The sequence below is a fragment of the Georhizobium sp. MAB10 genome, from assembly GCF_045012825.1.
Lineage (GTDB): Bacteria > Pseudomonadota > Alphaproteobacteria > Rhizobiales > Rhizobiaceae > Georhizobium > Georhizobium profundi.
Genome location: NZ_CP118314.1, coordinates 76,018 through 99,700, shown reverse-complemented (window position 1 = coordinate 99,700; position 23,683 = coordinate 76,018). Strand labels below are relative to the sequence as shown.

Below are 23,683 nucleotides of genomic sequence, written 5' to 3'. Positions count from 1 at the left end.
CAATGCTGATCGGTATCGATTGGGGCGGCACCAAGATGGAAGTGATCGCGCTCTCGCCCCATGGCGAGACGCGCGCACGCCATCGAATCGACACGCCGCGGGCCGGCTATGACGCTTGCGTGACGGCGGTGCGCGACCTCGTCGCGCGCGTGGAAGGCGAGACGGGCGACCGTGGCACGGTCGGCCTCGGCATTCCGGGCAGCCCGTCGCCGCGCACCGGCCTCATTCGCAACGCCAACACGACCTTTCTCAACGGCAAGCCGCTCGGCGCCGATCTGCAGACCGCGCTCGACCGCCCGGTGCGTATCACCAATGACGGCAATTGCTTTGCCGTATCGGAGGCGGTGGATGGAGCGGGACAGGGCACCCATGTCGTCTTCGGCATCATCATCGGCACCGGCCATGGCGGAGGGCTGGTGATCGAAGGCCGCGTGCATGCCGGATTTCAGGGCTTTGCCGGCGAGATCGGCCACTACCCGCTGCCTTGGATGCGGGCCGACGAATATCCCGGCCATGCCTGCTGGTGCGGCAAGACCGGCTGCCAGGAAATGTATGCGTCGGGCACCGGGCTCGAGCTCGACTATCGCCTGACGACCGGCCGGGAAAAGCGCGGACGCGACATCCTGACGGACAAGCGCGCCGGCGATGCTGTGGCCGATGGTGTCTACCGCCGCTTCGCCGATCGCCTCGCCCGCAGTCTCGCGCTTCTGGTCAACGTCGTCGATCCCGATGTCTTCGTACTGGGCGGCGGTATGTCCAATGTCGACGAGCTCTACAGCGACCTCCCGCCGCTGATCGAGACCTACATTTTCGGCGATGGTTTCGAAACGCCGATCCGCAAGGCGGTGCATGGCGACAGTTCGGGGGTTCGCGGCGCTGCCTGGCTGTGGAAGGATAGCGCGACAAGCGCCTGAACCGCGAAGGACCGACCATGCAGGATATCGAAGCCGATCTGAGACGGATCGCCGAGCAGGAAGATGCGCTCGTATTTCCGACTTTCGATGCGGATCAGGCCTGGCAACTGGGCACGCTTCTGCGCGATGCCGCAAAAGCGGCGCAGGTATCGGTTGCGATCGATATCACCATCGCCGGGCAATGCCTGTTTCATACCGTCGTTGGCGGCGCGACGCTCGACAACAGCAACTGGATCCGGCGCAAGCGCAACGTCGCTATTCATTTTCAGCGGGCGAGCTATGCCGTCGGTCTCGGGCTGAAGCGGGCGGAGGCGACGCTCGACGGAAAATACGCATTAGCCGATGCCGATTACGCGGCCCATGGCGGCAGCTTCCCGATCCGCGTTCAAGGTGCTGGCATGATCGGGACAGTCACCGTTTCAGGCCTGCCGCAGCGTGACGACCACGCGATGGTGGTGGCAGCGCTCGCGGGGCTTCTCGGCCGAAGCGCCGAAGGGCTCGCTTTGGCATGAGTGGCGTTTTGGACCGTGTTCAAGCGCATGCGCAGGAATTCCGGCGCTGGCTGGACGAAGACGCTCTGCCGCTCTGGGCGGATCGCGGCGTCGATCCTGACTGGGGCTTCGTCGAGCGGATCGATCATTCAAGCAAAGCTGTGAACGGGCCGGTGCGCGCACGCGTGGTGCCGCGTCAGATCTATGTCTATGCCGAAGCGGGGCTGCATCAGTGGGGCGGCGATTGGCAGCGGCCGGTGGAACAGGCGCTCGAGCGGCTGACGACGATCTACCGCCGCAGCGACGGTCTTTACGGAAATGTCGCCGGACCCGACGGGCTGATCGACGATCGGTTCGATCTTTACAACCATGCCTTCGTTCTCCTGGCGCTCGCCTCGGCGGCGAAGGTGTTTACGGACAAGCGTGACGCGCTGCATGAAGAAGCCTTGGCCCTTCTGTCGCTCTTGAAGGCGCGGTTTGCCCATCCGATCGCCGGTTTTGAGGAAAGCGAGCCGCCGACGGCACCGCTGAAATCCAATCCGCACATGCATCTCTTCGAAGCCGCACAGGCCTGGACGGCGGTGCCGGATGTGGACACGGCTGCATTTGCTGCGGTCGCAGACGAGATCGCAGCGCTCGCCACGCGCAGCTTCATTGATGCCGAGACAGGCGCGCTGCGGGAATATTTCGGCCGCGGCTGGTTGCCGATGCCGGACGAAACGGGCCGGATCGTCGAGCCAGGGCACCAATTCGAGTGGGCCTGGCTTCTTGCCCGGCACGCCCGCGGCGGCCTCGACGAGGACCGTCACGTTACCCATGCCGCCCGGCTGTTCGATATCGGAGAGACGCACGGCGTGGATACGCGGGGCGTCGCTTTCATGGCGCTCGACGATGCGTTCGGCATTGTGGACCCGATCGCACGGCTCTGGGCGCAGACGGAGTGGCTGAAGGCTGCAAGCCTGCTGGCTGCGATGTCGACCGGCGCAGAGCGTGACCGCTATCTCGCTTCGACAGAGCGGGCAGCATCGGCGCTCCGGCGCTTCCTGGAGACGCCGGTCAAAGGGCTATGGTTCGACAAGATGCGCCCCGATGGCACATTTGTCGACGAGCCTGCACCGGCGAGCAGCTTCTATCACATCGCCTGCGCGATCTATGAGTTCGAAGACAGGCTCGGCGAGATCGCCGGTACGAGGTCGATGTGACCGGGGAAAGGCAAAAGACAGCGGTCTCCATCCGCTATTGTACCCAGTGCAACTGGCTTCTGCGCTCTGCCTGGCTGGCCCAGGAACTGTTGCAAACTTTCGGCCAGGAGCTGGGATCGGTTTCGCTCGAGCCGGGGACTGGTGGCATCTTCGAGATCAGCGTCGATGGCGTGCTCGTCTGGGAGCGCAAGCGTGACGGCGGTTTCCCCGAAGCCAAGGTGCTGAAGCAGCGCGTGCGGGATGCGGCGTTTCCCGAGCGCGATCTCGGCCATTCGGACCGGACGTCGGGATAGTACTCAGAACGTGTCCATGACGCCGATGATGGCAGGTCCCAGGATAACCCCGAAGAGGACCGGCAGGAAGAACAGGATCATCGGGACGGTGAGCTTCGGCGGCAGTGCGGCAGCTTTCTTTTCCGCTTCCGTCATGCGTTGATCGCGGCTTTCCTGGGCCAGCACGCGCAGGGCCTGGGCAATGGGTGTGCCGTACCGCTCCGCCTGGATCAAAGCCTGGCAGACGGATTTGACGCTTTCGAGCCCCGTGCGGATGCCGAGGTTTTCATAGGCTTGCCGGCGCTCCTGCAGGTAGGAGAGTTCAGCTGTCGTGAGGACGAGCTCCTCGGCCAGTGCCGTCGACTGGGCAGCGATTTCGTCGGCCACGCGGCGCAGCGCCGCCTCGATCGAGACGCCCGACTCGACGCAGATCAGCGTCAGGTCCAGCGCGTCTGGCCAAGCCTGCCGGATGGATTTTTGCCGCTTGCTGGCATTGTTGGAGACATAGAGGTTCGGCGCGTAGAACCCGGCATAGGCGACGACCATGCAGAACAGGAGCTTGATGGTGAAGGGTTGCTCGGCGAGCCCGCCCATGAACATCACGTAGAAGACCGCGCCGGCCAGAAAGAAGAATGGCAAGGCAAAGCGTGCCAGAAGGAACCGGTTGAGGGCATTCGGGCTGCGATAGCCGGCCGAGCGGAGTTTCGCGACCGTGTTGTCGTCCACGAGGGCCTTGCGCAGGTTGAGCTTCTCGACGATCTGGCGCAGCGAGGAGTTGTTTTCCTGGCGCAGCGAACCGCGGCGGTTCTGTTCCGCGTTGAGACGTGCGCGTTCCCGGGCACGGATCTCATCACGCTCGACGGCGACCGCCTTCATGCGCTGGTTGAGATCGCCGCGTTCGAAATAGGGCATCACGAAGGTGATGAGCGTCGCGAAGACCGAAATCGAGACGAGCACGGCCAGAACGAAGCTCGGTTGGGTCGCCGTGTTGATGATGGTCGTGAACATCGCCGTGCTCGCCCCGTCTCAGACTTCGAAATTGATCATGTTGCGCATGACGAGAACCCCGATCGTCATCCAGACGGCCGACACGCCGATGATGAACTGGCCGCGCGGATCGGTGAAAAGCACGATCATGTAGTCGGGCGAGGTCAGGTAGACGAGGATCGCGACGATGAAGGGCAGAGCGCCGATAATGGCAGCCGATGCCTTGGCTTCCATCGACAGGGCCTGAACTTTGGCCTTCATCTTTCGGCGGTCGCGCAGGACCTTGGAAAGGTTGCCAAGGGCTTCGGACAAGTTGCCGCCGGCTTGCGCCTGGATCGCAATGACGATGGCAAAGAAGCTCGCCTCGGGCAGCGGCACGCTGTTGTAAAGCCGGGCGACCGCATCCGGTACGGAGAGGCCGAGCTGCTGGGCTTCAACGATGCGGCGGAACTCGCTCTTCACCGGCTCCTGGCCTTCGGCTGCGATCAGGCGGATCGCGTCGTTCAGCGGCAGACCCGACTTGATCGAGCGCACCATGACGTCGAGCGCGTTGGGAAATTCGTTAAGGAAGGCCTTGAAGCGCTTGGAGCGAATGTAACCGACGATCCAGCGCGGCACTCCGAAACCGGCGGCGAACGTCACGCCTGCCACGACGAGGAGCGGCATTCCCGCTGCAAAGGTGACGAAGCCGAGCAGCAAGCCGAGCGCGGCACTCATCAGGTAGAACTGGCGCGGGGTGATGGAGAGACCCGCCTGAACCAGAAGCACCTTGAGCGGCGGCGACTTGGAGGTCTTCTGGTTCTCTTTCTGCTTGTCTTCGAGATCCTTGAGGGAGTTCTCGATCGTCTTGCGGCGGCGCGATGCTTCGTTGACCCGGTCGCGCGCAACGCGCACGGCGTTCTGGTCTGTTTCAGCCGCGCGCACGCGTTTCAGGCGGACTTCCGCCTTCTTTTCATTCTCGAAACGTGAGTAGAGGGCGCCATAGGACAGCCCCGCAGCGGCCACCGCGACGAGCAGAACGATGAGCAGAACTTGCGGGTCCAAACCGAACACGAGCGTCGCCTTCCCTATTCCCGTTCCATCGCATCCAGAGCGGCAGCGAGGCGCTTTTCCTCGTTGTAGTAGCGCGCACGATCCCAGAAATAGGGGCGGCCGATACCGGTCGATTTATGCGCGCCGATGATGCGGCCATTGGCGTCTTCGCCGTCCATGGCGAACTTCACCAGGTCCTGGGTGATGATGACGTCACCTTCCATGCCGATGACTTCGGTGATGTGCGTGATGCGGCGCGAACCGTCGCGCAGGCGCGATGCCTGGATGATGACGTCGACGGAGCCGACGATCATTTCGCGCACCGTGCGTGCGGGAAGCGTATAGCCGCCCATGGCGATCATCGATTCCATACGTGCCAGGCACTCGCGCGGCGTGTTGGCGTGGATGGTGCCCATGGAACCGTCGTGACCGGTGTTCATCGCCTGCAGAAGGTCGAACACCTCCGGACCACGGACTTCGCCGACGATGATCCGCTCGGGGCGCATACGCAGGCAGTTCTTGACGAGGTCGCGCATCGTTACCTCGCCTTCGCCTTCGATGTTCGGCGGGCGGGTTTCGAGACGGACCACATGGGGCTGCTGCAGCTGAAGTTCGGCGGAGTCTTCGCAGGTGATGATCCGCTCGGTGCGGTCGATATAGCGAGTCAGGCAGTTGAGCAGCGTCGTCTTGCCCGAGCCGGTACCGCCGGAGATGACGATGTTGCAACGAACGCGACCGATGATCTGCAGGATCGTTGCGCCTTCTGGCGTGATCGTGCCGTATTTGACCAGCTGATCGAGCGTCAGCTTGTCCTTCTTGAATTTTCGGATGGTAAGCGCGGTGCCGTCGATGGCGAGCGGCGGCGCGATGACGTTCACGCGGCTGCCGTCGGGAAGGCGCGCGTCGCAGATCGGCGAGCTTTCGTCGACGCGACGGCCGACCTGGCTCACGATGCGCTGGCAGATCGACAGGAGCTGCGAGTTGTCGCGGAAGCGGATCTCCGACTCTTCTACTTTGCCGGCGACTTCGATGAAGGTCTGCCCGGCGCCATTGACCATGATGTCGGCGATGTCGTCGCGAGCGAGAAGCGGCTCCAGCGGGCCGTAACCGAGCACGTCGTTGCAGATATCCTCGAGCAGCTCTTCCTGCTCGGAGATTGACATCGCGAAGTTCTTGATCGTGATGATGTCGTTGACGATGTCGCGGATTTCTTCCCGCGCGCTTTCGGCATCGAGCTTGGCAAGCTGCGACAGATCGATCGTATCGATCAGCGCGGCAAAAACCTGGCTCTTGGTGTCGTAATAATTATCCGTCTTGCGGGGGCGCTTGCGCTCTGGTGCCGGCGGAGGTGGCGCCACCTTGGTGCGCGTTTCGAGCACCGGCGGAGGCGTCGGCGCTCTGGCCCGCATCGCATCGGCAGCCTGGCCGGTAGGCTCGGCGCCTGTCAGCTCAAGCTCGTCGGCAACCGGCCGCAGGCTTTCCGGAGCCAATGGCGGCATCTGCTCTACCGGCACCTGGGGGCGCTGAAATCCGTCCTTGCCTCTTTTGCCGAACATCGATCTTTCCGTTCTTCAATTCGCTTGCCGCACGTGTGGGGCGGTCTGGGGGACCGACTAGCGTGCCGCTTTTTTCCTGCCGAGCAGCGACATGAGGTCCGGCAAGCCAGACTTCTTGCGCTTCTTCGCTTCCGCGCGACCCGTGACGACATGCGCGATCTGCGAAATCGTCTCGGCCGTGGCAGACTTGGCGTCGATCTCGCTGATCATGCGGCCGCTGTTTGCCGCCGATCCGAAGAGCGCCGCTTCGAATGGGAGGATCGCGATCGGCTCGATACCGAGTGGATCGCAGAAATCGGCCGGCGTGATTTCGGGGCGCTTGGGCAAGCCCACCTGGTTCAGCACGAGATGCGGCAGCTGATCGTTCGGCCGCATCTTCTTCAACACATCCAGCATGTTCTTGGTGTTGCGCAGATTGGCGAGATCCGGCACCGCCGTGATGACCACCTGATCGACCGATGAGAGCAGATTGCGCGCCCAGTCGGTCCAGATGTGCGGGACATCCAGAACGGCCACCGGCGCACTGCGCTGCACCACTTCCACCATGGGCATGAAGGCCGAAGGGTCGAAATCATAGGTGCGGTCGAGCATCGAGGGTGCGGCAAGCATCGAAAGACGCTCGGAGCATTTGGCCAGAAGTCGATCGAGGAACACGTCGTCGAGCCGCTCTGGCGAATACACCGCCTCGGACATGCCCTGGGGCGGGTCCTGGTCGAAATTGATGTTGGCCGTGCCGAAGGGCATGTCGAGATCGGCGAGGATGACTTCCTCGGAAAAGAGGTTCGAGATCGCGAAAGCGCAATTGTGCGCCATGGTGGACGATCCGACGCCACCCTTTGCGCCGACGAAGGCGATGGTGCGGCCGAGCGGCTCTGCCTCGGGATCGACGAAGATCGCGGTAATGACGCCGATCAGGTCGGCAAGCGATACGGGAGCGACAATGTATTCCGAAATGCCGTTGCGGATGAGCTCGCGGTAAAGGCCGACATCGTTCTGGTGTCCGACGATGACCACCTTGGTCGAGGCATCGCAAACCTCTGCGAGTTGCTCGAGTTCGCCAAGCAGTGTTGCCCGGTCGCCATCCGACTCCAGGATGATCAGATTGGGGGTCGGATGCGAGGCGAACATGTTGATCGCAGCCGGCAGCCCGCCCTTGTTTACCCGAAGATTGACCTTGGCCATGCGGCGATCTTCGCCACAGCGCTCGATCGTCCGCAGCAGGCCTTCGGTTTCGAAGAAAGCCTGGATGGAGATCCGCGGAAGCGGCCTCAGCTTGTCGATCTGTCCGCGTGCGATGTCGCTCTCGCTCATCTCGCCCCGTCCTTCAATGCCGCTGTCGTTCATCGTCGTTTTGCCCCCAAGGCTCAATTCACTGGCCAGCTTCGCTGCTCAAAGGCCGGCGCCGTCTGCCTGGTAGTCGCGGATCGCATTGCCGCGGCGCTCTGCGTCGATCGGCGACGAGCCGCGCGGTGCGATTAGATCCATCGGATCAGCGATCTGGGCAGCGAGGTTGTTTTGCGTCGCGCAGCCGAAATTGGCGTAGTGCTTGTTCTCGTTGCCATTGGCGAGAATGTCTTCCGGCCAGCGTCCGCACTCGCCCGTTGAGGCGGCCGTCGCATAGTAGGAAAGGCGGATCGGGGCCGCATCGCCCGTGGTGTTGGCCTGGTAGCCCGTCACGATGATGTTGCCACCTGGAACGCCTTGCGCCACCAGCTCGGAACGGATGTCGTTGGCGATGATCGAAGCGGCGTTCGAATTGATGGAGCCGTGTGGCGTCAGGATCGTGATCGCGCCCGAAGCTGTGTCGCGATAACGATTGGCATAGCCGCGAACGGCGCTGCGTGCGCCGAGCGTCATGCGCCGATCGCCCGAGGCGACGGGAATGTCGATCGTGCGCTCCTGCTCGCTGACGATGATCGGATGGTTGGTGCGATAATCGTCAGGCACCGCCCCGACTTCGATGTGGTGCACGTTGGCGCAGGCGCCAAGTGTCGTGGCAAGGCCAACCAGAAGGGCGCTGCGCACGGTGCGGAGGCTGATGTGAGGTGATCGTGCCTTCAAGGTCATGGTGGAAGCCCCCGCGCTTACTTGTAGATGAAGCCGACGACGCCGTGATAACGGCCATCGGGCAGATTGGTGTCGGCGCGGCCATAGACGCGGTTCACGCGACCGAGGAAGAAGCCGGCGCCGTCGCTTGCTGCGTTGAAATTGTCATCGGGACGGGCAAGTTCGTTGCGGGCCACCGGACGCACAAGATAGGGCGTCGCGATGATCACCAGCTCGGTTTCGTTGCGCTGGAAATCGCGGCTGCGGAAGAGCGTGCCGAGGATGGGAATGCTCGACGCTCCAGGGACGCTCGACATGGCCTGGCGGATGTCGTCGCGAATGAGGCCGGCAATCACGATCGAGCCGCCTGAAGGCAATTCCACCGCGGTTTGCGCTTCGCGCCGGCGAATGCCGAGCAGCGTTCCAGCCTGGTTCCCGACACTGCCTTCGAAGGTCGGTTCCGACACTTCCGTGCGGACCCTGAGGCTGATACGGCCGGGTCCCAGCACCAGTGGCGTGAAGTCCAGGCCAATGCCGTACTGCACTTCGCCGATGGAGTAATTTTGGCGAGCCGGGTTGTTGGCATCGGCTGGAGTGACGGTGATGTCTTCGACGAGACGGAAGTCGCCGCCGACGAAGAAGGAAGCAGCCTCGCCCGAAATTGCGGTCAGCGACGGCTCGGCAAGTGTGCGCATCACGCCGGATCGTTCGAGCGCGTTGAGCTGAGAAGCCAGGTTGACGCTGCCGATCGTACCGCCGATCGAGCTGCTGAGGCCGGCGATCGGCGGTTGCTCGAGATTGCTGCCGAGGCCCTGGCTGAGCTGGCCGAAGAAGGCTCCGCTCGTGCCGGAGGTCGATCCATTGAAGCCGAGCTGCTTGAGAACCTGGCGGCTGACTTCGGCGACAGTGACCTTCAGCGTGACTTGGTCTTCGCCCTGGATCGTCAAGAGGTTCACGATCTGTGAGACCTGGCGGTCTTCGGCGAAGATCGCGGCATCGCCGCCATCGCCGACGGCCGTGAGGTTGCGGGTGGTCGCTTCACCGCCCGTCAGGAAGATCTGCGCGAGCTGGCTCGCGCGCTGCGCATCCTGCGGTGTCTGCACCGAGCCGTTCAGCACGATGTTGTCGTTGATGATCTCGACATTGATGTCGCTGTCGGGAATGAAGCGTGCAAGCTGCTGCTGCAGCCCCGTAATGTCGCGTTCGATCTGCAGTTCGAGCGTGACGACTTCTTCGCCGTTCGGTCCGAACACGAAGATGTTGGTCTGGCCGACAGCTTTGCCAAAGAGATAGAGCCTTGTCGACGTGCGCGTGACCGCATCGGCGATGGAAGGGTCGGCAACGAGGATATCGCCTGCCTGGCTCGGCAGATCAATGACCACGGCCTTGTTGAGACCGAGCCCGACGCGCTTGGAAACGCCGGAACCGCCCTGCGCGATGCGGATGATGTTGGCTTCCTGCGCTTGAGCGGTCGCAACCTGAAGGCCGTCAAATGGGTTGCCGAGCGTCGCCGCGCCGGTGAGAAGGATCAGCGCGAAAGCCGTCGACAAACGGGTCGTGCGGGCGGTCGGGCGAAATGTCTTGGATGTCAGCACTGTGGTCTGCCCCCGTTTAAGTCTTACTGGCCAACGCTCGTGATGGCGCCGGAGCGGATGAGCTGGATCGCGTCAGCGCCGCTCGCACCGCTCAAGAGATGTTCTGCGAATGTCGTGTCGGGCTGCTGGACGTCGGCGACGCTGCGAAGCGCGAGCGTCAGCCGGTCGGCCATCTGCTGGGCCACCGCGATGACCTGCGTCTGCTCAGGCGTCAGCTCGAGCGTCGCGGTCGAACCGATCGCCGTGCGGCTGCCGTCTTCGTTTTCCTGGATGGTCTGGTCGATCGCCAGAACGCGGATGTTGCTGAGCACGACTTCGGTCAGATAGTTGTCGGTCTCCCCGCGCCGCACCATGACGACATCGACGCGGTCGTTTGGCAGGATGAAGCCGCCGGCGCTGGTCGATACGGAGATGTCGGTAGCGACAGCGCGCTTACCGGACGGCAGCAGCGACGACATGATGCGCGAGGAGGAATCAACGATCTTCTCGGCGCGCAGCGGCTCGCCATCGAAAACCGGCAATCTGACCACGGCGCCTGCAAGCTCGGTCGATGCGTCAGGGCGTTCGTCGCGGGTGATGAAACCTTCGGTCAAGCCGCTCGTCGGCCATTCGCGCCATTCGATCACCTCTTCGGTGATGCGGGTGCCGATCGGCAGGCTGGTATTGGCGACCAGCACGTCGGTCACGTCGATGCGTTCGGTGACCTGCTGAATGGTTGGCTCGGTGACGGGCTGCGGCGCGCTCAGCGTCATCGCCAGATACCCGGCGAGGCCAGCCGCGGCAACGGCCACGGTAAGTATGACGAGGCGGGCAGGCTTCATGGTGATTCCCCGGAACACGACTGTCTGTTCTGCGGAGAATGTCGGCTATTGGTGTAATTAAGGTTAACGTGATGCTTACAAGCGTAGTTAACCAAACCTTGCTAGAGCGGCCTCAGCCGGCCGCAAGCTGCGCCATGACCTGCTGCATGATCGCCGTGTCGGGATAGGTGATGAGCCCGGCAGCGCCGATCGCGATCCCGTAGGGCACGCCTTGCGCGGCGGTGAGATTATGCGTCAGCGGAATGCGCGACATGATGTATATGCCAGCCGGGCTACGCGCCTTGAGGATGAAGAGGCACAGAAGACCACCGACCACGGTGACGAGGATCATGAACGTCATCAGTTCGGTGCCTAGCCCGAACCAGAGCGCGCTGGCTGACAAAAGCTTGGCATCGCCGCCCCCCATCGTGTTGGCAGCGAAAAGGCCGAAGCAGATGACGAAGACGACAAGCATCGCCGCCACGTGATTGCCGATCTCGTGGAGGCCTAGGCCCGCCATCGGCGCGATGCAGAAAAAGGAAACGATCAGCAGCAACGACACGCGGTTTGCGATCGTCATCGTCAACAAATCCGTAAACGCCGCATAAGCCATGCAGAGCGGAAAGATGACGAGAATAGCTGCTGTGAGCATTGATCGCGCTCCGTTTGTGGTCGATGGCCCGAAACGTAAAGCCGCCCGGATCGAAATTCGGACGGCTTGCTTTGGAATGATGTGACTGACGTCAGTTTTACTGAGTCAGGCCGTTCGAGATGCTGTTGAACGTCGTCTCGAGGTTGTTACCAACAGTGCTGACTGCAGTGATGATACCGACGGAGATCAGAGCTGCGATCAGGCCGTATTCGATGGCCGTTGCACCCGACTCGTCCTTCATGAAACGTGCGATAAGGTTTTTCATCTTGCTACTCCTTGCTCCACCGTGAAATTCAGCATTTGCCGTCAACGTGTTCTGCCGTGTTGATCGGATGACGCTAATCTACGTGTGGCCCATTGCGATCCACTTAAGAAACAGGGTTACCGAAAGCTTGCCGCCCCCATCCCGCCCCGATGGTTAACAAGTGCAGTCGGTGATCGTTAAAATTCAAACTGTGCATAGCGGGCCGCTTTAAGCCTTCATTCACCATTCTCGTTCAGTCTTGGCACATGGGCGCCGACGCGCGTTCAATGCGGAGGCGGAACGATGGCGCCTTCCAGATCAGCCTTGAAGGGTCGACCAAGATGATGAAGCGTGCCGCCAGATCGGGTCTCATTGCACTTTGCAGCCTTGTCGGGTTCGGCGCCGTATCGACCCTCCCGGCCACGGCCGAGAACATCCGCGTGTTCATGGACTACGCGCGTGTGCTGAAGCTCGACCGCGCTGTCAGCAAGGTCATCATCGGAAACCCTAACATCGCCGATGTTACGGTTAGTGATCCTCAGACGATTGTCGTCACCGGCAGATCGTTCGGCGTGACGAACCTCGTCATCATCGACACCGAAGGCACGACCCTCGTCGACGAACGGATCGTCGTCGCGCGGGATGGCACGGACCAGTTGCGCGTCTACCGCAACACCGAGCCTTCGACCCTGATCTGCTCGCCCACCTGCGAGCGTCCATCCGAGGCCGCCGCTGCGGTCAACTGACCCAATTTAGCTGCTGAAACGCCTGTATCCGGGGCAGTTGCGCTGGATTCGAGCGGTTCCTATTACGGATTGTAAAGGCCTTTGCGCTAATCCTTTTGATGACGAAAGGGCAGCTGCGGGGGCCATGATGACAGCATCGACAGGGCGCAAAGGCGTGTTCAGACGCCTTGGTCTGAAAGGGCGTACGTTCCGCCGTTCCGATGAAGGTGCGGTCGCGATCGAGTTCGCCATGCTCGCGATCCCGTTCTTCATGTTGCTTTTCGCCATCATCGAATCCTGCATCGCCTATGCGGCGGAGCAGGTGCTCGACAATGCCGTCGACGATATCGGCCGACAGCTGCGCACCGGTCAGATCACGGCTGGCGCCAATCTGCCGACTGACATGAACGCAGCTGAATTTCGCGAAGCCTTCTGCGAACGCATCGAGATCATGCTCTCCTGCGACACCGACAAGCTCTATCTCGACATACGTTCCTTCTCGAATTTTTCGAACATTCCGGTCGGAATTCCGCGTGAAGACAACCGCACCTTTGGCGATCTGGACACCACGAATTTCGGTTATGCGCCGGGTGGCGCCGGTTCGATCAACATGGTGCGCGCCTTCTATCGCTGGCCGATCATCACAGACCTCATTCGTCCGTACATCACGAATATTCGACCCGAAGATGGGTCGATGCCCACCGACTACCTGATCGTCGGGACCTCCGCATTCCAGAACGAGGCGTATTGAGATGAGCACTGCGCCAAAGACGACGTTTCGCGGTCTCCTGCGGCGGTTGCGCGGCGATCGGTCCGGTGTCGGCGCCATCGAGTTCGCCTTCATCGCGCCGGTCATGATCGTGCTCTATATCGGCGCGGTCGAGGTGTCGGTCGCCATGTCGGTCAACAAGAAGCTGGCACGCGCCTCGAGCACGGTTGCCGACCTGATCACGCAGGAACAGTCGGTCACGCGTGACAAGCTGAAGAGCATGAACACGGTCGCCCAAAGCATCATGTCGCCCTATGACCCCACGCCGGTGGCGATGAAGATCACCGGCATCTGGGTGGGTACGGATCTGGTGCCCAAGGTCGAATGGTCCTGGAAGCCGAATGGCGGCAATGGCGAGGCGGCCTACACGGTGGGCTCCGTCGTCGACATTCCGGAAAATCTGAAGATCGCGAACACGTTTCTGCTGCGAAGCGAGATCGATTACCGGCACGACATGATCACGTCTTTCCCGATCACCGGGCAGACGATGACCGGTATCGACATGGCCAAGACCTATCATCTGCGCCCTCGCATCGGCGAACGCGTCACCTGCTCCTGCTAGCGCTAAGCGCCTGCGCTTGACATGACTTGACCATTCTGGCGATGGAACCTCTCCGAAGCCTGGTCTTGAAGAAGGTGTTCCATGTCGCGCGCATTTCTGTTCGTGCTCGATTCCGTCGGTATCGGCGGCGCTCCCGATGCCCAGGCGTTTGGCGATGAGGGCGCCGATACGCTCGGTCACATCGCCGAGTTCTGCGCCATGGGCGCGGGCGACCAGCAGGGCCTGCGCGAAGGCCCGCTTCATCTTCCCAATCTGAAAGCGCTCGGGCTTGGCCGCGCAATGCGCCTTGCTGCGGGCGCGACGCCGGAAGCGCTCGCGACCAATGAGCGGCCGCGCGCGATCTATGGCGCAGCCAGTGAAACCTCGCGGGGCAAGGACACGCCCTCAGGCCACTGGGAAATCGCAGGCGTGCCCGTCGATTTCGAGTGGGGCTACTTCCCGACCAAAGGCGATGCGTTCCCGCCCGAACTGGTCAACGAGATCGTGGAGCAAGGCAGCATTTCCGGCATCCTCGGCAATTGCCATGCATCCGGCACGGAGATCATCGCTAGGCTTGGTGAAGAGCACATCCGCACCGGCAAGCCGATCTGCTACACGTCCGCCGACAGTGTCTTCCAAATTGCCGCTCATGAGACGCATTTCGGTCTCGACCGGCTCCTGAAGCTTTGCGAACTGGTGCACGGTCTCGTCGCACCGCTGAACATCGGAAGGGTTATCGCCCGTCCCTTCGTCGGCGAGAGTGCTGCCACCTTCGAGCGTACGGGGAACCGCCGCGACTATTCGGTGCCGCCGCCGGAGCCGACTTTGCTGGATCGCGCGAAGGAAGCCGGCCGCAACGTCATCGCTGTCGGAAAGATCGGCGATATCTTCGCTCACCAAGGCGTGACGGATCTGCGCAAGGCCAATGGCAACATGGCGCTTTTCGACCGGACGCTGGAAGCGATGGACGATGCCGAGGACGGCGATCTCGTCTTCACCAATTTCGTCGATTTCGACATGCTCTTCGGTCACCGCCGCGATGTGCCCGGTTACGCGGCCGCACTCGAAGCGTTCGACCGGCGCCTGCCGGAGATCGAGGCCAAGCTGAAGAAGGGCGATGTGGTGATCATCACCGCCGATCATGGCTGTGATCCCACCTGGCGGGGCAGCGATCACACGCGCGAACGGGTGCCGATCCTGGCCTTCGGACCGGACGTCATTGCCCGGTCGATCGGCGTGCGTACGACATTTGCGGATATCGGCGAAAGCATCGCCACGCATCTGCAACTATCGCGCGGCAGGCATGGGCGGTCGTTCCTGTGACGGGTCCGGTGGTCAAGGCGGAACTTCATTGCCACATCGAAGGCGCCATCCCGCCGGCGCTGGCAAGGGCGCAGGCTAAGCGCTACGGCGTCGATACCGCCAGCTTCATTGCCGGCGACCGGTATGTCTGGAACGATTTCACGACCTTCATGGCAGCCTATGATGGAGCAGCCGCGCTTTTCCGGACGCCGGAGGATTACGCGCTGCTTGCCGAAGTCTATCTCGCCGAACTGGATGTGGCCGGCGCCATCTATAGCGAAATCTTCGTTTCACCGGATCATGCCCGCACCGCCGGCTTGTCGGCGGAAGCTTATATCGAAGGCCTGGCGGAAGGAATTGCGCGCGCCAAAGACAAGTCCGGCATCGAGTGCCGGATGATCGTGGTCGGCGTGCGCCATCTGGGGGCGGATGCCGTGGAGGGTGCGGCGCGCTTCGCGGCGGCCAGGCCGCATCCGCTGATCACCGGTTTCGGCATGGCGGGGGAGGAGCGGTTCGGCCGCGTCGCGGATTACGCGCGTGCTTTCGACATCGCGCGTGATGCGGGCCTCGGCATCACCATCCATGCCGGCGAACTCGTCGGTCCTGAAAGCGTGCGCGACGCGCTCAATGTGGTTCGCCCAAGCCGCATCGGCCACGGCGTGCGTGCGATCGAGGATCCCGATCTCGTACGTCGCCTGGCCGACGAGGGAACGGTGCTGGAAGTCTGCCCCGGTTCCAACATTGCGCTGAACGTCTTCCCCGACTTCGCAGCGCACCCGTTTCGACGGTTGATGGATGCGGGCGTGAAAGTCACGCTGGCCTCGGACGATCCGCCATTTTTCGACACGTCGCTCGCGCGGGAATATGAGCTGGGGTCGGAAGCCTTCGGCTTGTCCGATGACCAGTTGCGGGACGTGACGCGCACTGCGATCGAGGCTGCTTTTGTCGACGAGCCGACGCGTCAGGCGCTTCTCGCGAAACTCTGATGCAGTGCTGATGCTGGATCAAGCCACGGTCATCCTCGTCATGGGCGTGAGCGGCTGCGGCAAGTCCAGCGTGGCGACTGAACTTGTTGCCAAGATCGGCGGCCGGTTGATCGAGGGCGATGCTTTCCATCCGCCTGAAAACATCGCCCGAATGGCCGCCGGCCAGCCGCTTGACGATGCAATGCGAGGGCCCTGGCTGGATCGCATCGCATCAGAGATCACTGCCCTGCAGAAGGCGGAAGGTTCCCCGATCGTGGTTGCCTGTTCCGCTTTGAAACGCGCTTACCGTGATCGCCTACGCTCAGCGGCACCGACCATGCGTGTCCTCTGTCTCGTGGGAAGCGAGGATGTGCTGCGGCAGCGGCTTGAAACACGCGAAGGCCACTTCATGAAGGCCGATCTGCTGGCCAGCCAGTTGGCAACGCTGGAAGTGCCGGAGCCGGACGAGGGCGCGACGGTGATCGACATCGACCAGCCTATTGATGCGATCATAGACCGGTTTCTTGAAGAGTCAGCAGATTGGTCCCGTTGATGGGTCCTAGATCGCGAGATCCGCAACCACCGCATCGAGAATGAGCATGCCGGCCGGTGTACAGCGGATGCGATCGTTGCCAAGCCGCTCCAGGAAGCCGTTGGCGATCAGGTCCCGCTCGCGCGCGGAATCGAAAGGACGGCCCGAAAGCGCCTGCCAACGCGACACTTCGATGCCTTCCGTCAGCCGCAGACCCATGAGCAGTAATTCGTCGGCCTGCTCCTCGGGCTCCAGCTCCTCGATCTCGACATGAGCAGCGCCGCGGGCCTCCACCATCTCCAGCCAGCGTTCCGGCATGCGCTCCGTAGCGGTGGCGATGCGGGTCCCGTTCAGCGTCAGCCGCCCATGGGCGCCGGCGCCAATGCCGGCATAGTCGCCATAGCGCCAGTAGGTGAGGTTGTGACGGCTTTCCGCGCCCGGCCGGGCATGATTAGAAACCTCGTAAGCCGGCATGCCGGCCTCGCCCGTAATCGCCTGCGTCGCCTCGTAAAGTTCGGCTGAAAGATCGCCATCGGGCACGATCAGCTTGCCGGCCTTGTGTAGGGCGTAGAAGGGCGTGCCCTCTTCGATGGTCAGCTGGTAAAGCGACAGATGGTCGACCGCGTAGCCGATCGCCTGTTTCAGCTCGGCTTCCCAGGCGGCGACCGTCTGATTCGGACGCGCATAGATGAGGTCGAAGGAAAGCCGAGGGAAAGTCTCGCGTGCAAGCCGGATCGCCTTCAGCGCATCCTCGACGTCATGGAGCCGGCCGAGCACCTTAAGATCGGCGTCGTTGAGCGCCTGGACGCCCATGGAAACGCGGTTCACCCCGGCATCGCGATAGCCGCGAAAGCGCGTCGCCTCCACCGATGATGGATTGGCCTCGAGCGTGATCTCGATGCCGTCCGGCACATGCCAGTTGCGCGCGACCGTGTCGAGGATTGCGCCGACGGTCGACGGATCCATGAGAGACGGAGTGCCGCCGCCGATGAATATGCTGGTGACCGTCTTCGGTCCGGTCATCCCCGCCGTATAGGCAATCTCCTGCCGGAATGCGTCGACGAAGCGGTTCTGGTCGACCGGCTTGTGGCGGACGTGACTGTTGAAGTCGCAATAGGGGCATTTGGCCGCGCAGAACGGCCAATGCAGATAAACGCCGAAGCCCGGGTCGCCCGCGTCGGGATAGGCGCGGAAATCGCCGGTAAATCGGGTCGTGATGGTCATGGCCAGTGTCTTCGCAACAATTTCGGTTCAGCGGCCATCTGCGTCGAATCGCGACGCACCCGCGCGATGATCAACGCGTCTCACGACGCATTTCGTTCGGCAAGGCCTGTTTCCGCGAAGAGCTTGAAGGCGCGCGCCCGGTGGGAAAGCGCCTCGGCCTGACCCGGAACCCAGCCATGCTTTTCCGTCGCCGTCATTTCCCCGAAGGTGCGGGAATGCCCGTCAGGCAGAAACACCGGATCATAGCCGAAGCCGTCATTGCCGCGCGGCGGCCAGACGAGCGTGCCTTCGACCTCGCCCCGGAAGAATTCCACATGGCCATCCGGCCAGCTGAGGCAGAGCGTCGATACGAAGCGCGCACGGCGTTCCTCGGGCGATGTGGCGCCCTTTTCGGACAGCAGCGCCTCGACCTTTTCCATCGCCATCGTGAAGTCGCGGCTGCCATCCGGCCGTTCGGCCCAGTCGGCCGTGTAGACCCCGGGCTCTCCGCCAAGGGCGTCCACCATCAGGCCGCTGTCATCGGACAGTGCGGGCAGTCCGGTCGCCTTCGTTGCGGAAAGCGCCTTCAGTGCCGCATTTTCCTCGAACGTCGTCCCGGTTTCCTTCGGTTCGGGAAGGCCCAGCGATTTCGCAGTCACGATCTCGAAGCCGAAGGGCTCGATAAGCTCCGCGATCTCGCGGATCTTGCCCTCATTGTGCGAAGCGACGACGAGCTTTTTTTCCGTCAGACGTCTCATTCCAGTCCCCAGAGTTTGGGTTCGGCGAATTCCAGGCTGTTGCCGGCCGAATCGCGGAAATAGATGGATCGGCCACCATTCGGCCAATGAAAATCGGCCTCGATGGCGACGCCGTTTGCAGCAAGATGCATGACCCAGCCGTCGATCTCGTCTGCGCTTGCGGAAAAACAGAGATGCCCTTGGCCAATTGTCCCATGCGGTGGGACCGGCATGTCTGGATTCGTAGAGGGTTCCCGCGTCGCTTGCGGATTGAAGATCAGCAACACGCTGGCGCCGCAGCGAAAGAAGACGTGACGTCCCTCGACGGCCACGATCTTCTCCAGGCCGAGGATCCCGCCGTAAAACGCCTCCGCGCGCTCCAGGTCCTCGGCGTAAAGCGCCGATTCCAGGATGGCAGAGGGTGCGGCGGGCCCGTTCGTCATGCGCCGATCGCAGCCTTTTGCAGGCCGACGAGCTCGTCGATGCCCGCGCGCGCAAGGCTCATCAGCGTCTGGAACTCATCCTGCGAGAACGGGTCCTTTTCCGCCGTGCCCTGGATCTCGACGATGCCGCCAGACGCCGTCATGACGAAGTTGGCGTCGGTGTCGGCGGCGGAATCCTCCAGATAGTCGAGGTCGATGACCGGCTGGCTGGCGAAGATGCCGCAGGAAACGGCGGCCACATGGTCTTTCAGCACGCGATCGGTCTTCACCATACTGCGTGCTTCCATCCACTTCAGGCAATCGTGGAGGGCGACCCAGGCACCGGTGATGGACGCGGTGCGCGTGCCGCCATCGGCCTGGATCACGTCGCAGTCGATCGAGATCTGGCGCTCGCCGAGCGCTTCCAGATTGACGACGGCGCGCAGCGACCGGCCGATGAGGCGCTGGATTTCCACAGTGCGGCCGCCCTGCTTGCCGGAAGCGGCCTCGCGGCGCATGCGCTCGCCGGTGGCGCGCGGCAGCATGCCATATTCGGCCGTGACCCAGCCGCGACCGGCATTGCGCAACCATGGCGGAACCCGCTCTTCCAGCGATGCGGTGCAGAGCACATGCGTATCGCCGAATTTCACGAGACACGAGCCTTCCGCATGCTTGGAGAAGTTCCGCTCGAAGGAAACGGCGCGCATCTGGTCTGGCTTCCGCCCTGAAGGTCGCATTGGGAGCTCCTGCTGATCAAGTTGGCTGCCTTCTATCGTCGGCAAAGCCCGCTTGCAAAGGAAAAGCCTGATGGCACAGGATGCGCCTCTCTTCCGTCCGCTTCGCGGAGACACTATATCTGAGAACGAATGGCACGGAGTCGACCACCAACGTGAACAGCTTCTCCAAGACGCCAAAGCTGAGCCAGGGCTCGGCTTCCTTGTCCGGATCATCATCGCTTTCGGGAGCGCTTGACGACCGAACCGGCGAGATCTTTCGACGCATTGTCGAATCCTACCTGGAATCCGGCGAACCCGTCGGGTCGCGTAACCTGTCGCGCATCCTGCCCATGGCGCTTTCGCCCGCATCCGTGCGCAACGTGATGAGCGATCTGGAACATCTCGGCCTCATCTATGCGCCGCATATCTCGGCCGGACGACTGCCGACACAGCAGGGGCTGCGCTTCTTCGTCGATGCCTTCATGCAGGCGGGCGCGCTGTCCGATGACGAGCGGGTGCAGATCGAGACGCAGATCCGCCAGACCCACCGCGACCGCGACCAGACGGTCGAGAACCTTCTGACCGATGCGAGCCAAATGCTGTCGGGGCTCTCCCGCGGCGCGGGTCTCGTGATTGCGGCAAAATCCGACACGGTGCTGAAGCACATCGAGTTCATCCGGCTGGACCCGACGCGCGCGCTCGCGGTCCTTGTGGGCGAGCACGATCATGTCGAAAACCGCATCTTGGACCTGCCGGTCGGAACCACCGCGTCACAGCTGACCGAGGCCTCGAACTTTCTGAACGCTCATCTCGCCGGCCGCACGATCCCGGAAGTGCGCCGCGAGCTGGAGACGCTAAAATCCGAATTGACGCGCGAACTGGATGAACTCAGCCAGGATCTCGTCTCCAGGGGCCTCGCCGTCTGGTCGGGCAGCGGCAAGGATCAGCCCGCCCAGCTCATCGTGCGCGGCCGCGCCAATCTGCTCGATAGCGTCTCGGGCGGCGAGGATATCGAGCGGCTGCGGCTTCTGTTCGATGAATTGGAGAAGAAGGACAGCCTCGTGCAGCTGATGACGCTCGCCGAGGAAGGGTCCGGCGTGCGCATCTTCATCGGCTCCGAAAACAAGCTCTTTTCGCTCTCCGGCTCATCGCTCATCGTCGCGCCCTATCGCGACAGCGAAGCGCGTGTGGTCGGCGCGGTGGGCGTGATCGGACCGACGCGGTTGAACTATGCGAGGATCGTTCCGATGGTCGATTATACCGCACAGCTCGTCTCGAAGATGATGCGGTGATCGATCATATTTCTTCGCATGGGCGGGAGTTGGGGCATTCCGCCGCTCCGCGTGCCGGTGATAAGGTCGGCCCATGCAAAGCAGCCGTGCCCCACACGGCGCACCTTTTGGAAGTGTTCCCATGTCCGCTCTGCGGATACGTCCCGCCACCCACGATGACATCGATGCCCTTCTCGCCATCGAAAATGCCGTCTTTGCCACGGACCGGATTTCAAGACGCTCCTTCCGTGCGCTGATCAACCGGCCTACGGCCGAGACGATCGTCGCGCAGGACGAGGCAAATCGCATCGTCGGTTATGCGATGCTTTTGTTTCGCAAGGGCACGGGCCTCGCCCGCCTGTACTCGATCGGCGTGGCGCCCGACGCAAAGGGGCATGGTGTCGGCAAGGCGCTGCTCGCCAAGGCCGAGGAGGCCGCCAAGCAGCATGATCGCTTCCTTCTGCGCCTTGAGGTGCGCGAGGACAACATGCCGGCGATATCGCTCTATAAGCGGTCGGGATATCGCCGCATCGGCGTCTACGAGGATTATTACGAGGATCACAGCCGCGCTTTGCGCTTCGAGAAGCGGCTGCGGGATGATGAACATCAGGACTACGAAACGCCGTTTTACGAGCAGACGACGGATTTTACCTGCGGCGCCGCCTGCCTCAACATGGCGCTCGCGCGCTATGTGTCGCGCGATTATCTGGATCCGGTCTGGGAGATCCGTTTCTGGCGCGAAGCGACAACGGTTTTCATGATGTCCGGCATGGGCGGCTGCGAGCCGTTCGGCCTCGCCGTCACGGCCCATGCCTATGGGCTCGAGCCGGAGATTTACGTCACCGATACCAACGTTCTTTTCCTAGATACCGTTCGAAACCTGGAAAAGCGCCAGGTGATGGAACTGGCCCAGCGCGATTTTCGGCGTCGGGTGGAAGAAGCGGCCATTCCCGTCCTCAATTTTGCCGCTTCGCTGCATACGATCCGGGCGGCGATCGAACGGGGCCATTCGGCCATCGTCCTGATCTCCGGCTACTACATGTTCGGCAAGAAGGTGCCGCACTGGGTGCTCGTGCATGGTGACGATGGTCGGCACCTGATTATCAATGATCCGTGGGTGGAAGAGAAAACGTCCGAAACGGCGTCGGACGCGTCCAATCTGCCGGTTCCCTACGACATATTCGATCGCATCACGCGTTTCGGCCGCTCCAACCTGCGCGCTGCGGTGATCCTGAAAGGCAGACGTTCCTGATGTTCAACTGGGTGATCCTGTCGTCGCGCATGAACGACATCGACCATGCGGCGACCTCCCACAAAGTGCTTGCGACCCGCGACTACCTCGCGCGGCCGGAGCTTTTCCGGGGCTCCCGCCCGAACATCATCAACCTGGCGCGATCCTATCGCTATCAGAGCCGTGGCTATTATGCCTCGTTGCTTGCCGGCGCGCGCGGGCAGCGCGTGATTCCGTCGGTCGAGACGATCATCGACCTGTCGGCGCGCAAGCTCTACGAAAACGCGATCCCCGAACTCGAGGACACGCTGAACAAGGTCTGCGCCAAGGCCGGCGAGCGGCCGACCCGGCTCAACATCTTCTTCGGCTATACCGCCGACCAGCGTCTGGAACGCTTCGCCCGCCTCGTCTTCGACTGGTTTCGCGCGCCCTTCGTCGAGGTCACGATCAAGGACAATGGCGCCTGGCTGTCGATCCCGAAGGTGGCGCTCGGTTCGGTGACGAAGCTTTCCGACAAGGAGCGCGCATTCTTCTTCGAATGCCTCAACCGCTACACGGGCCGGCAATGGCGCGACGCCAAGGCCAAGACACCGGCGAAATACACCTTCGCCACCCTCGTCGACGCCAACGAGGCATTGCCACCATCGTCCATATCGAGCCTGAAGCACTGGGCGCGGATCGCCGCCCGCATGGGTGTGGAAGTGGAGCCGATCGGCAAGCGCGACCTGTCGCGGCTTGCCAACTACGATGCGCTCTTCATCCGCGAAACGACGTCGATCTCCAACCACACCTATCGCTTCGCGCGCCGTGCCCAGCAGGAAGGCATGCCGGTGATCGACGATCCGGTTTCGATGATCCGCTGCACCAACAAGGTCTATCTCGACGAGCTGATGGCTGGAAACGGCATCCCTGTGCCGAAGACGGTGATGATTGCTGGCATAGACGACCTGCCGCGCGCCGCCGATCTTCTGGGATTTCCGATGGTGCTGAAGATCCCGGATTCGTCATTTTCGCGCGGCGTCTCCAAGGTGGGGTCTCTTGAAGAGCTGAAGGCGCTCGCAACGACCTGGCTTGAGGATTCCGACCTGCTGCTGGCGCAGAAATTCATGCCCACGGCCTATGACTGGCGCATCGGGGTGCTTGGCGGCAAACCGCTGTTCGCGGTGCAGTATCTGATGGCCAAGGAACACTGGCAGATCATCAAGCACGATACCGGCGGCAAGCCGCTCGAAGGCGGCTTCCGTGGTTTTTCGCTGGCATCCGCGCCACCGCTCGTGCTCGACACGGGCCTGCGTGCTGCGCGCTGCATCGGCGACGGGTTCTATGGCGTCGATCTCAAAGAGACCGACGATGGCGTGTTCGTGATCGAGGTCAACGACAATCCGAACCTAGAACATGGTGTCGAGGATTTCGCCGAGAAGGATGAAGTCTGGACCAGGCTGACCAACTGGTTCCTCGAACGCCTCGAGGGTTGAGCG

26 protein-coding genes are annotated in these 23,683 nt (G+C 62.4%); 13 read left to right on the top strand and 13 right to left on the bottom strand.

Annotation, left to right across the window (positions count from 1 at the left end):
* Positions 1-2 precede the first annotated feature (2 nt).
* From PU133_RS00520 to PU133_RS00505, 4 genes are read left to right on the top strand one after another with little or no spacing between them, the layout of a single operon-like run.
* Positions 3-914, top strand: a complete 912-nt coding sequence (locus PU133_RS00520) for an ROK family protein (protein WP_126006637.1) — start codon at positions 3-5, stop codon at positions 912-914.
* Between the two features lie 17 nt (positions 915-931).
* Entirely contained in the window at positions 932-1,426 is a 495-nt protein-coding gene (locus tag PU133_RS00515) for a heme-degrading domain-containing protein (RefSeq protein WP_126006635.1), read from the top strand.
* Entirely contained in the window at positions 1,423-2,607 is a 1,185-nt protein-coding gene (locus tag PU133_RS00510) for an AGE family epimerase/isomerase (RefSeq protein WP_404863071.1), read from the top strand. The genes PU133_RS00515 and PU133_RS00510 overlap by 4 nt, the downstream gene beginning before the upstream one ends.
* The gene (locus PU133_RS00505; protein WP_404863070.1) at positions 2,604-2,900 is read left to right on the top strand and encodes a SelT/SelW/SelH family protein; all 297 of its coding nucleotides are present in this window, start codon (positions 2,604-2,606) and stop codon (positions 2,898-2,900) included. Before PU133_RS00510 ends, PU133_RS00505 begins: the two co-directional genes overlap by 4 nt.
* Positions 2,901-2,903: 3 nt before the next feature.
* On the opposite strand, the gene PU133_RS00500 is transcribed toward PU133_RS00505, so the two are convergent.
* From PU133_RS00500 to PU133_RS00460, 9 genes are all read right to left on the bottom strand, one after another.
* Positions 2,904-3,887: a type II secretion system F family protein gene (locus PU133_RS00500; protein WP_404863069.1), complete on the bottom strand. Its 984-nt coding sequence runs from the start codon at positions 3,885-3,887 to the stop codon at positions 2,904-2,906.
* Positions 3,888-3,905: 18 nt separating this feature from the next.
* Positions 3,906-4,919, bottom strand: a complete 1,014-nt coding sequence (locus PU133_RS00495) for a type II secretion system F family protein (protein ID WP_404863068.1) — start codon at positions 4,917-4,919, stop codon at positions 3,906-3,908.
* Positions 4,920-4,933: 14 nt separating this feature from the next.
* Complete coding sequence (locus PU133_RS00490; RefSeq protein ID WP_404863067.1) at positions 4,934-6,454, bottom strand: CpaF family protein; 1,521 nt, start codon at positions 6,452-6,454, stop codon at positions 4,934-4,936.
* Positions 6,455-6,511: 57 nt separating this feature from the next.
* Positions 6,512-7,765, bottom strand: a complete 1,254-nt coding sequence (locus PU133_RS00485; RefSeq protein ID WP_245451386.1) for a CpaE family protein — start codon at positions 7,763-7,765, stop codon at positions 6,512-6,514.
* Positions 7,766-7,843: 78 nt separating this feature from the next.
* Positions 7,844-8,521 carry a CpaD family pilus assembly protein gene (locus PU133_RS00480; protein ID WP_404863066.1) on the bottom strand — a complete coding sequence of 226 codons (678 nt, stop codon included), beginning with the start codon at positions 8,519-8,521 and terminating at the stop codon, positions 7,844-7,846.
* Positions 8,522-8,538: 17 nt separating this feature from the next.
* On the bottom strand, positions 8,539-10,095 hold the full coding sequence (locus PU133_RS00475; protein WP_404863065.1) for a type II and III secretion system protein family protein: 1,557 nt from the start codon (positions 10,093-10,095) through the stop codon (positions 8,539-8,541).
* A gap of 23 nt (positions 10,096-10,118) precedes the next feature.
* The gene (cpaB, locus tag PU133_RS00470) at positions 10,119-10,916 is read right to left on the bottom strand and encodes a Flp pilus assembly protein CpaB (RefSeq protein WP_404863064.1); all 798 of its coding nucleotides are present in this window, start codon (positions 10,914-10,916) and stop codon (positions 10,119-10,121) included.
* Positions 10,917-11,028: 112 nt separating this feature from the next.
* Entirely contained in the window at positions 11,029-11,547 is a 519-nt protein-coding gene (locus tag PU133_RS00465) for a prepilin peptidase (protein ID WP_126006617.1), read from the bottom strand.
* 97 nt (positions 11,548-11,644) lie between these two features.
* Positions 11,645-11,812, bottom strand: coding sequence for a Flp family type IVb pilin (locus PU133_RS00460; RefSeq protein ID WP_126006615.1), 168 nt, complete (start codon positions 11,810-11,812; stop codon positions 11,645-11,647).
* Between the two features lie 320 nt (positions 11,813-12,132).
* On the opposite strand from PU133_RS00460, the gene PU133_RS00455 reads away from it, so the two are divergent.
* The 6 genes from PU133_RS00455 (at position 12,133) to PU133_RS00430 (ending at position 16,646) form a co-directional block, all read left to right on the top strand.
* Complete coding sequence (locus PU133_RS00455) at positions 12,133-12,537, top strand: pilus assembly protein N-terminal domain-containing protein (RefSeq protein ID WP_126012530.1); 405 nt, start codon at positions 12,133-12,135, stop codon at positions 12,535-12,537.
* A 127-nt stretch (positions 12,538-12,664) separates the two neighbouring features.
* Positions 12,665-13,267: a TadE/TadG family type IV pilus assembly protein gene (locus PU133_RS00450; protein ID WP_404864604.1), complete on the top strand. Its 603-nt coding sequence runs from the start codon at positions 12,665-12,667 to the stop codon at positions 13,265-13,267.
* Between the two features lies 1 nt (position 13,268).
* Complete coding sequence (locus tag PU133_RS00445) at positions 13,269-13,847, top strand: TadE/TadG family type IV pilus assembly protein (protein WP_126006611.1); 579 nt, start codon at positions 13,269-13,271, stop codon at positions 13,845-13,847.
* 81 nt (positions 13,848-13,928) lie between these two features.
* Complete coding sequence (locus tag PU133_RS00440) at positions 13,929-15,149, top strand: phosphopentomutase (RefSeq protein ID WP_404863063.1); 1,221 nt, start codon at positions 13,929-13,931, stop codon at positions 15,147-15,149.
* Entirely contained in the window at positions 15,146-16,114 is a 969-nt protein-coding gene (locus PU133_RS00435) for an adenosine deaminase (protein ID WP_404863062.1), read from the top strand. Before PU133_RS00440 ends, PU133_RS00435 begins: the two co-directional genes overlap by 4 nt.
* A 10-nt stretch (positions 16,115-16,124) precedes the next feature.
* Complete coding sequence (locus PU133_RS00430; RefSeq protein ID WP_404863061.1) at positions 16,125-16,646, top strand: gluconokinase; 522 nt, start codon at positions 16,125-16,127, stop codon at positions 16,644-16,646.
* Positions 16,647-16,652: 6 nt separating this feature from the next.
* On the opposite strand, the gene hemW is transcribed toward PU133_RS00430, so the two are convergent.
* The 4 genes from hemW to rph all read right to left on the bottom strand — a co-directional run bounded on the left by hemW (position 16,653) and on the right by rph (position 19,724).
* Positions 16,653-17,849, bottom strand: coding sequence for a radical SAM family heme chaperone HemW (hemW, locus tag PU133_RS00425; protein ID WP_404863060.1), 1,197 nt, complete (start codon positions 17,847-17,849; stop codon positions 16,653-16,655).
* Positions 17,850-17,929: 80 nt separating this feature from the next.
* Positions 17,930-18,586: an RdgB/HAM1 family non-canonical purine NTP pyrophosphatase gene (rdgB, locus tag PU133_RS00420; RefSeq protein WP_404863059.1), complete on the bottom strand. Its 657-nt coding sequence runs from the start codon at positions 18,584-18,586 to the stop codon at positions 17,930-17,932.
* Positions 18,583-19,008, bottom strand: a complete 426-nt coding sequence (locus tag PU133_RS00415) for a VOC family protein (RefSeq protein WP_404863058.1) — start codon at positions 19,006-19,008, stop codon at positions 18,583-18,585. The genes rdgB and PU133_RS00415 overlap by 4 nt, the downstream gene beginning before the upstream one ends.
* Positions 19,005-19,724, bottom strand: coding sequence for a ribonuclease PH (gene rph / locus PU133_RS00410; protein WP_404863057.1), 720 nt, complete (start codon positions 19,722-19,724; stop codon positions 19,005-19,007). The genes PU133_RS00415 and rph overlap by 4 nt, the downstream gene beginning before the upstream one ends.
* Before the next feature lie 200 nt (positions 19,725-19,924).
* On the opposite strand from rph, the gene hrcA reads away from it, so the two are divergent.
* The 3 genes from hrcA (at position 19,925) to PU133_RS00395 (ending at position 23,680) form a co-directional block, all read left to right on the top strand.
* Entirely contained in the window at positions 19,925-20,995 is a 1,071-nt protein-coding gene (gene hrcA / locus PU133_RS00405) for a heat-inducible transcriptional repressor HrcA (protein WP_404864603.1), read from the top strand.
* Positions 20,996-21,116: 121 nt separating this feature from the next.
* Entirely contained in the window at positions 21,117-22,226 is a 1,110-nt protein-coding gene (locus PU133_RS00400; protein WP_404863056.1) for a peptidase C39 family protein, read from the top strand.
* A complete protein-coding gene (locus PU133_RS00395) occupies positions 22,226-23,680 on the top strand; it encodes a RimK family protein (RefSeq protein WP_404863055.1) in 1,455 nt (484 codons plus the stop codon). Before PU133_RS00400 ends, PU133_RS00395 begins: the two co-directional genes overlap by 1 nt.
* Positions 23,681-23,683: the final 3 nt, after the last annotated feature.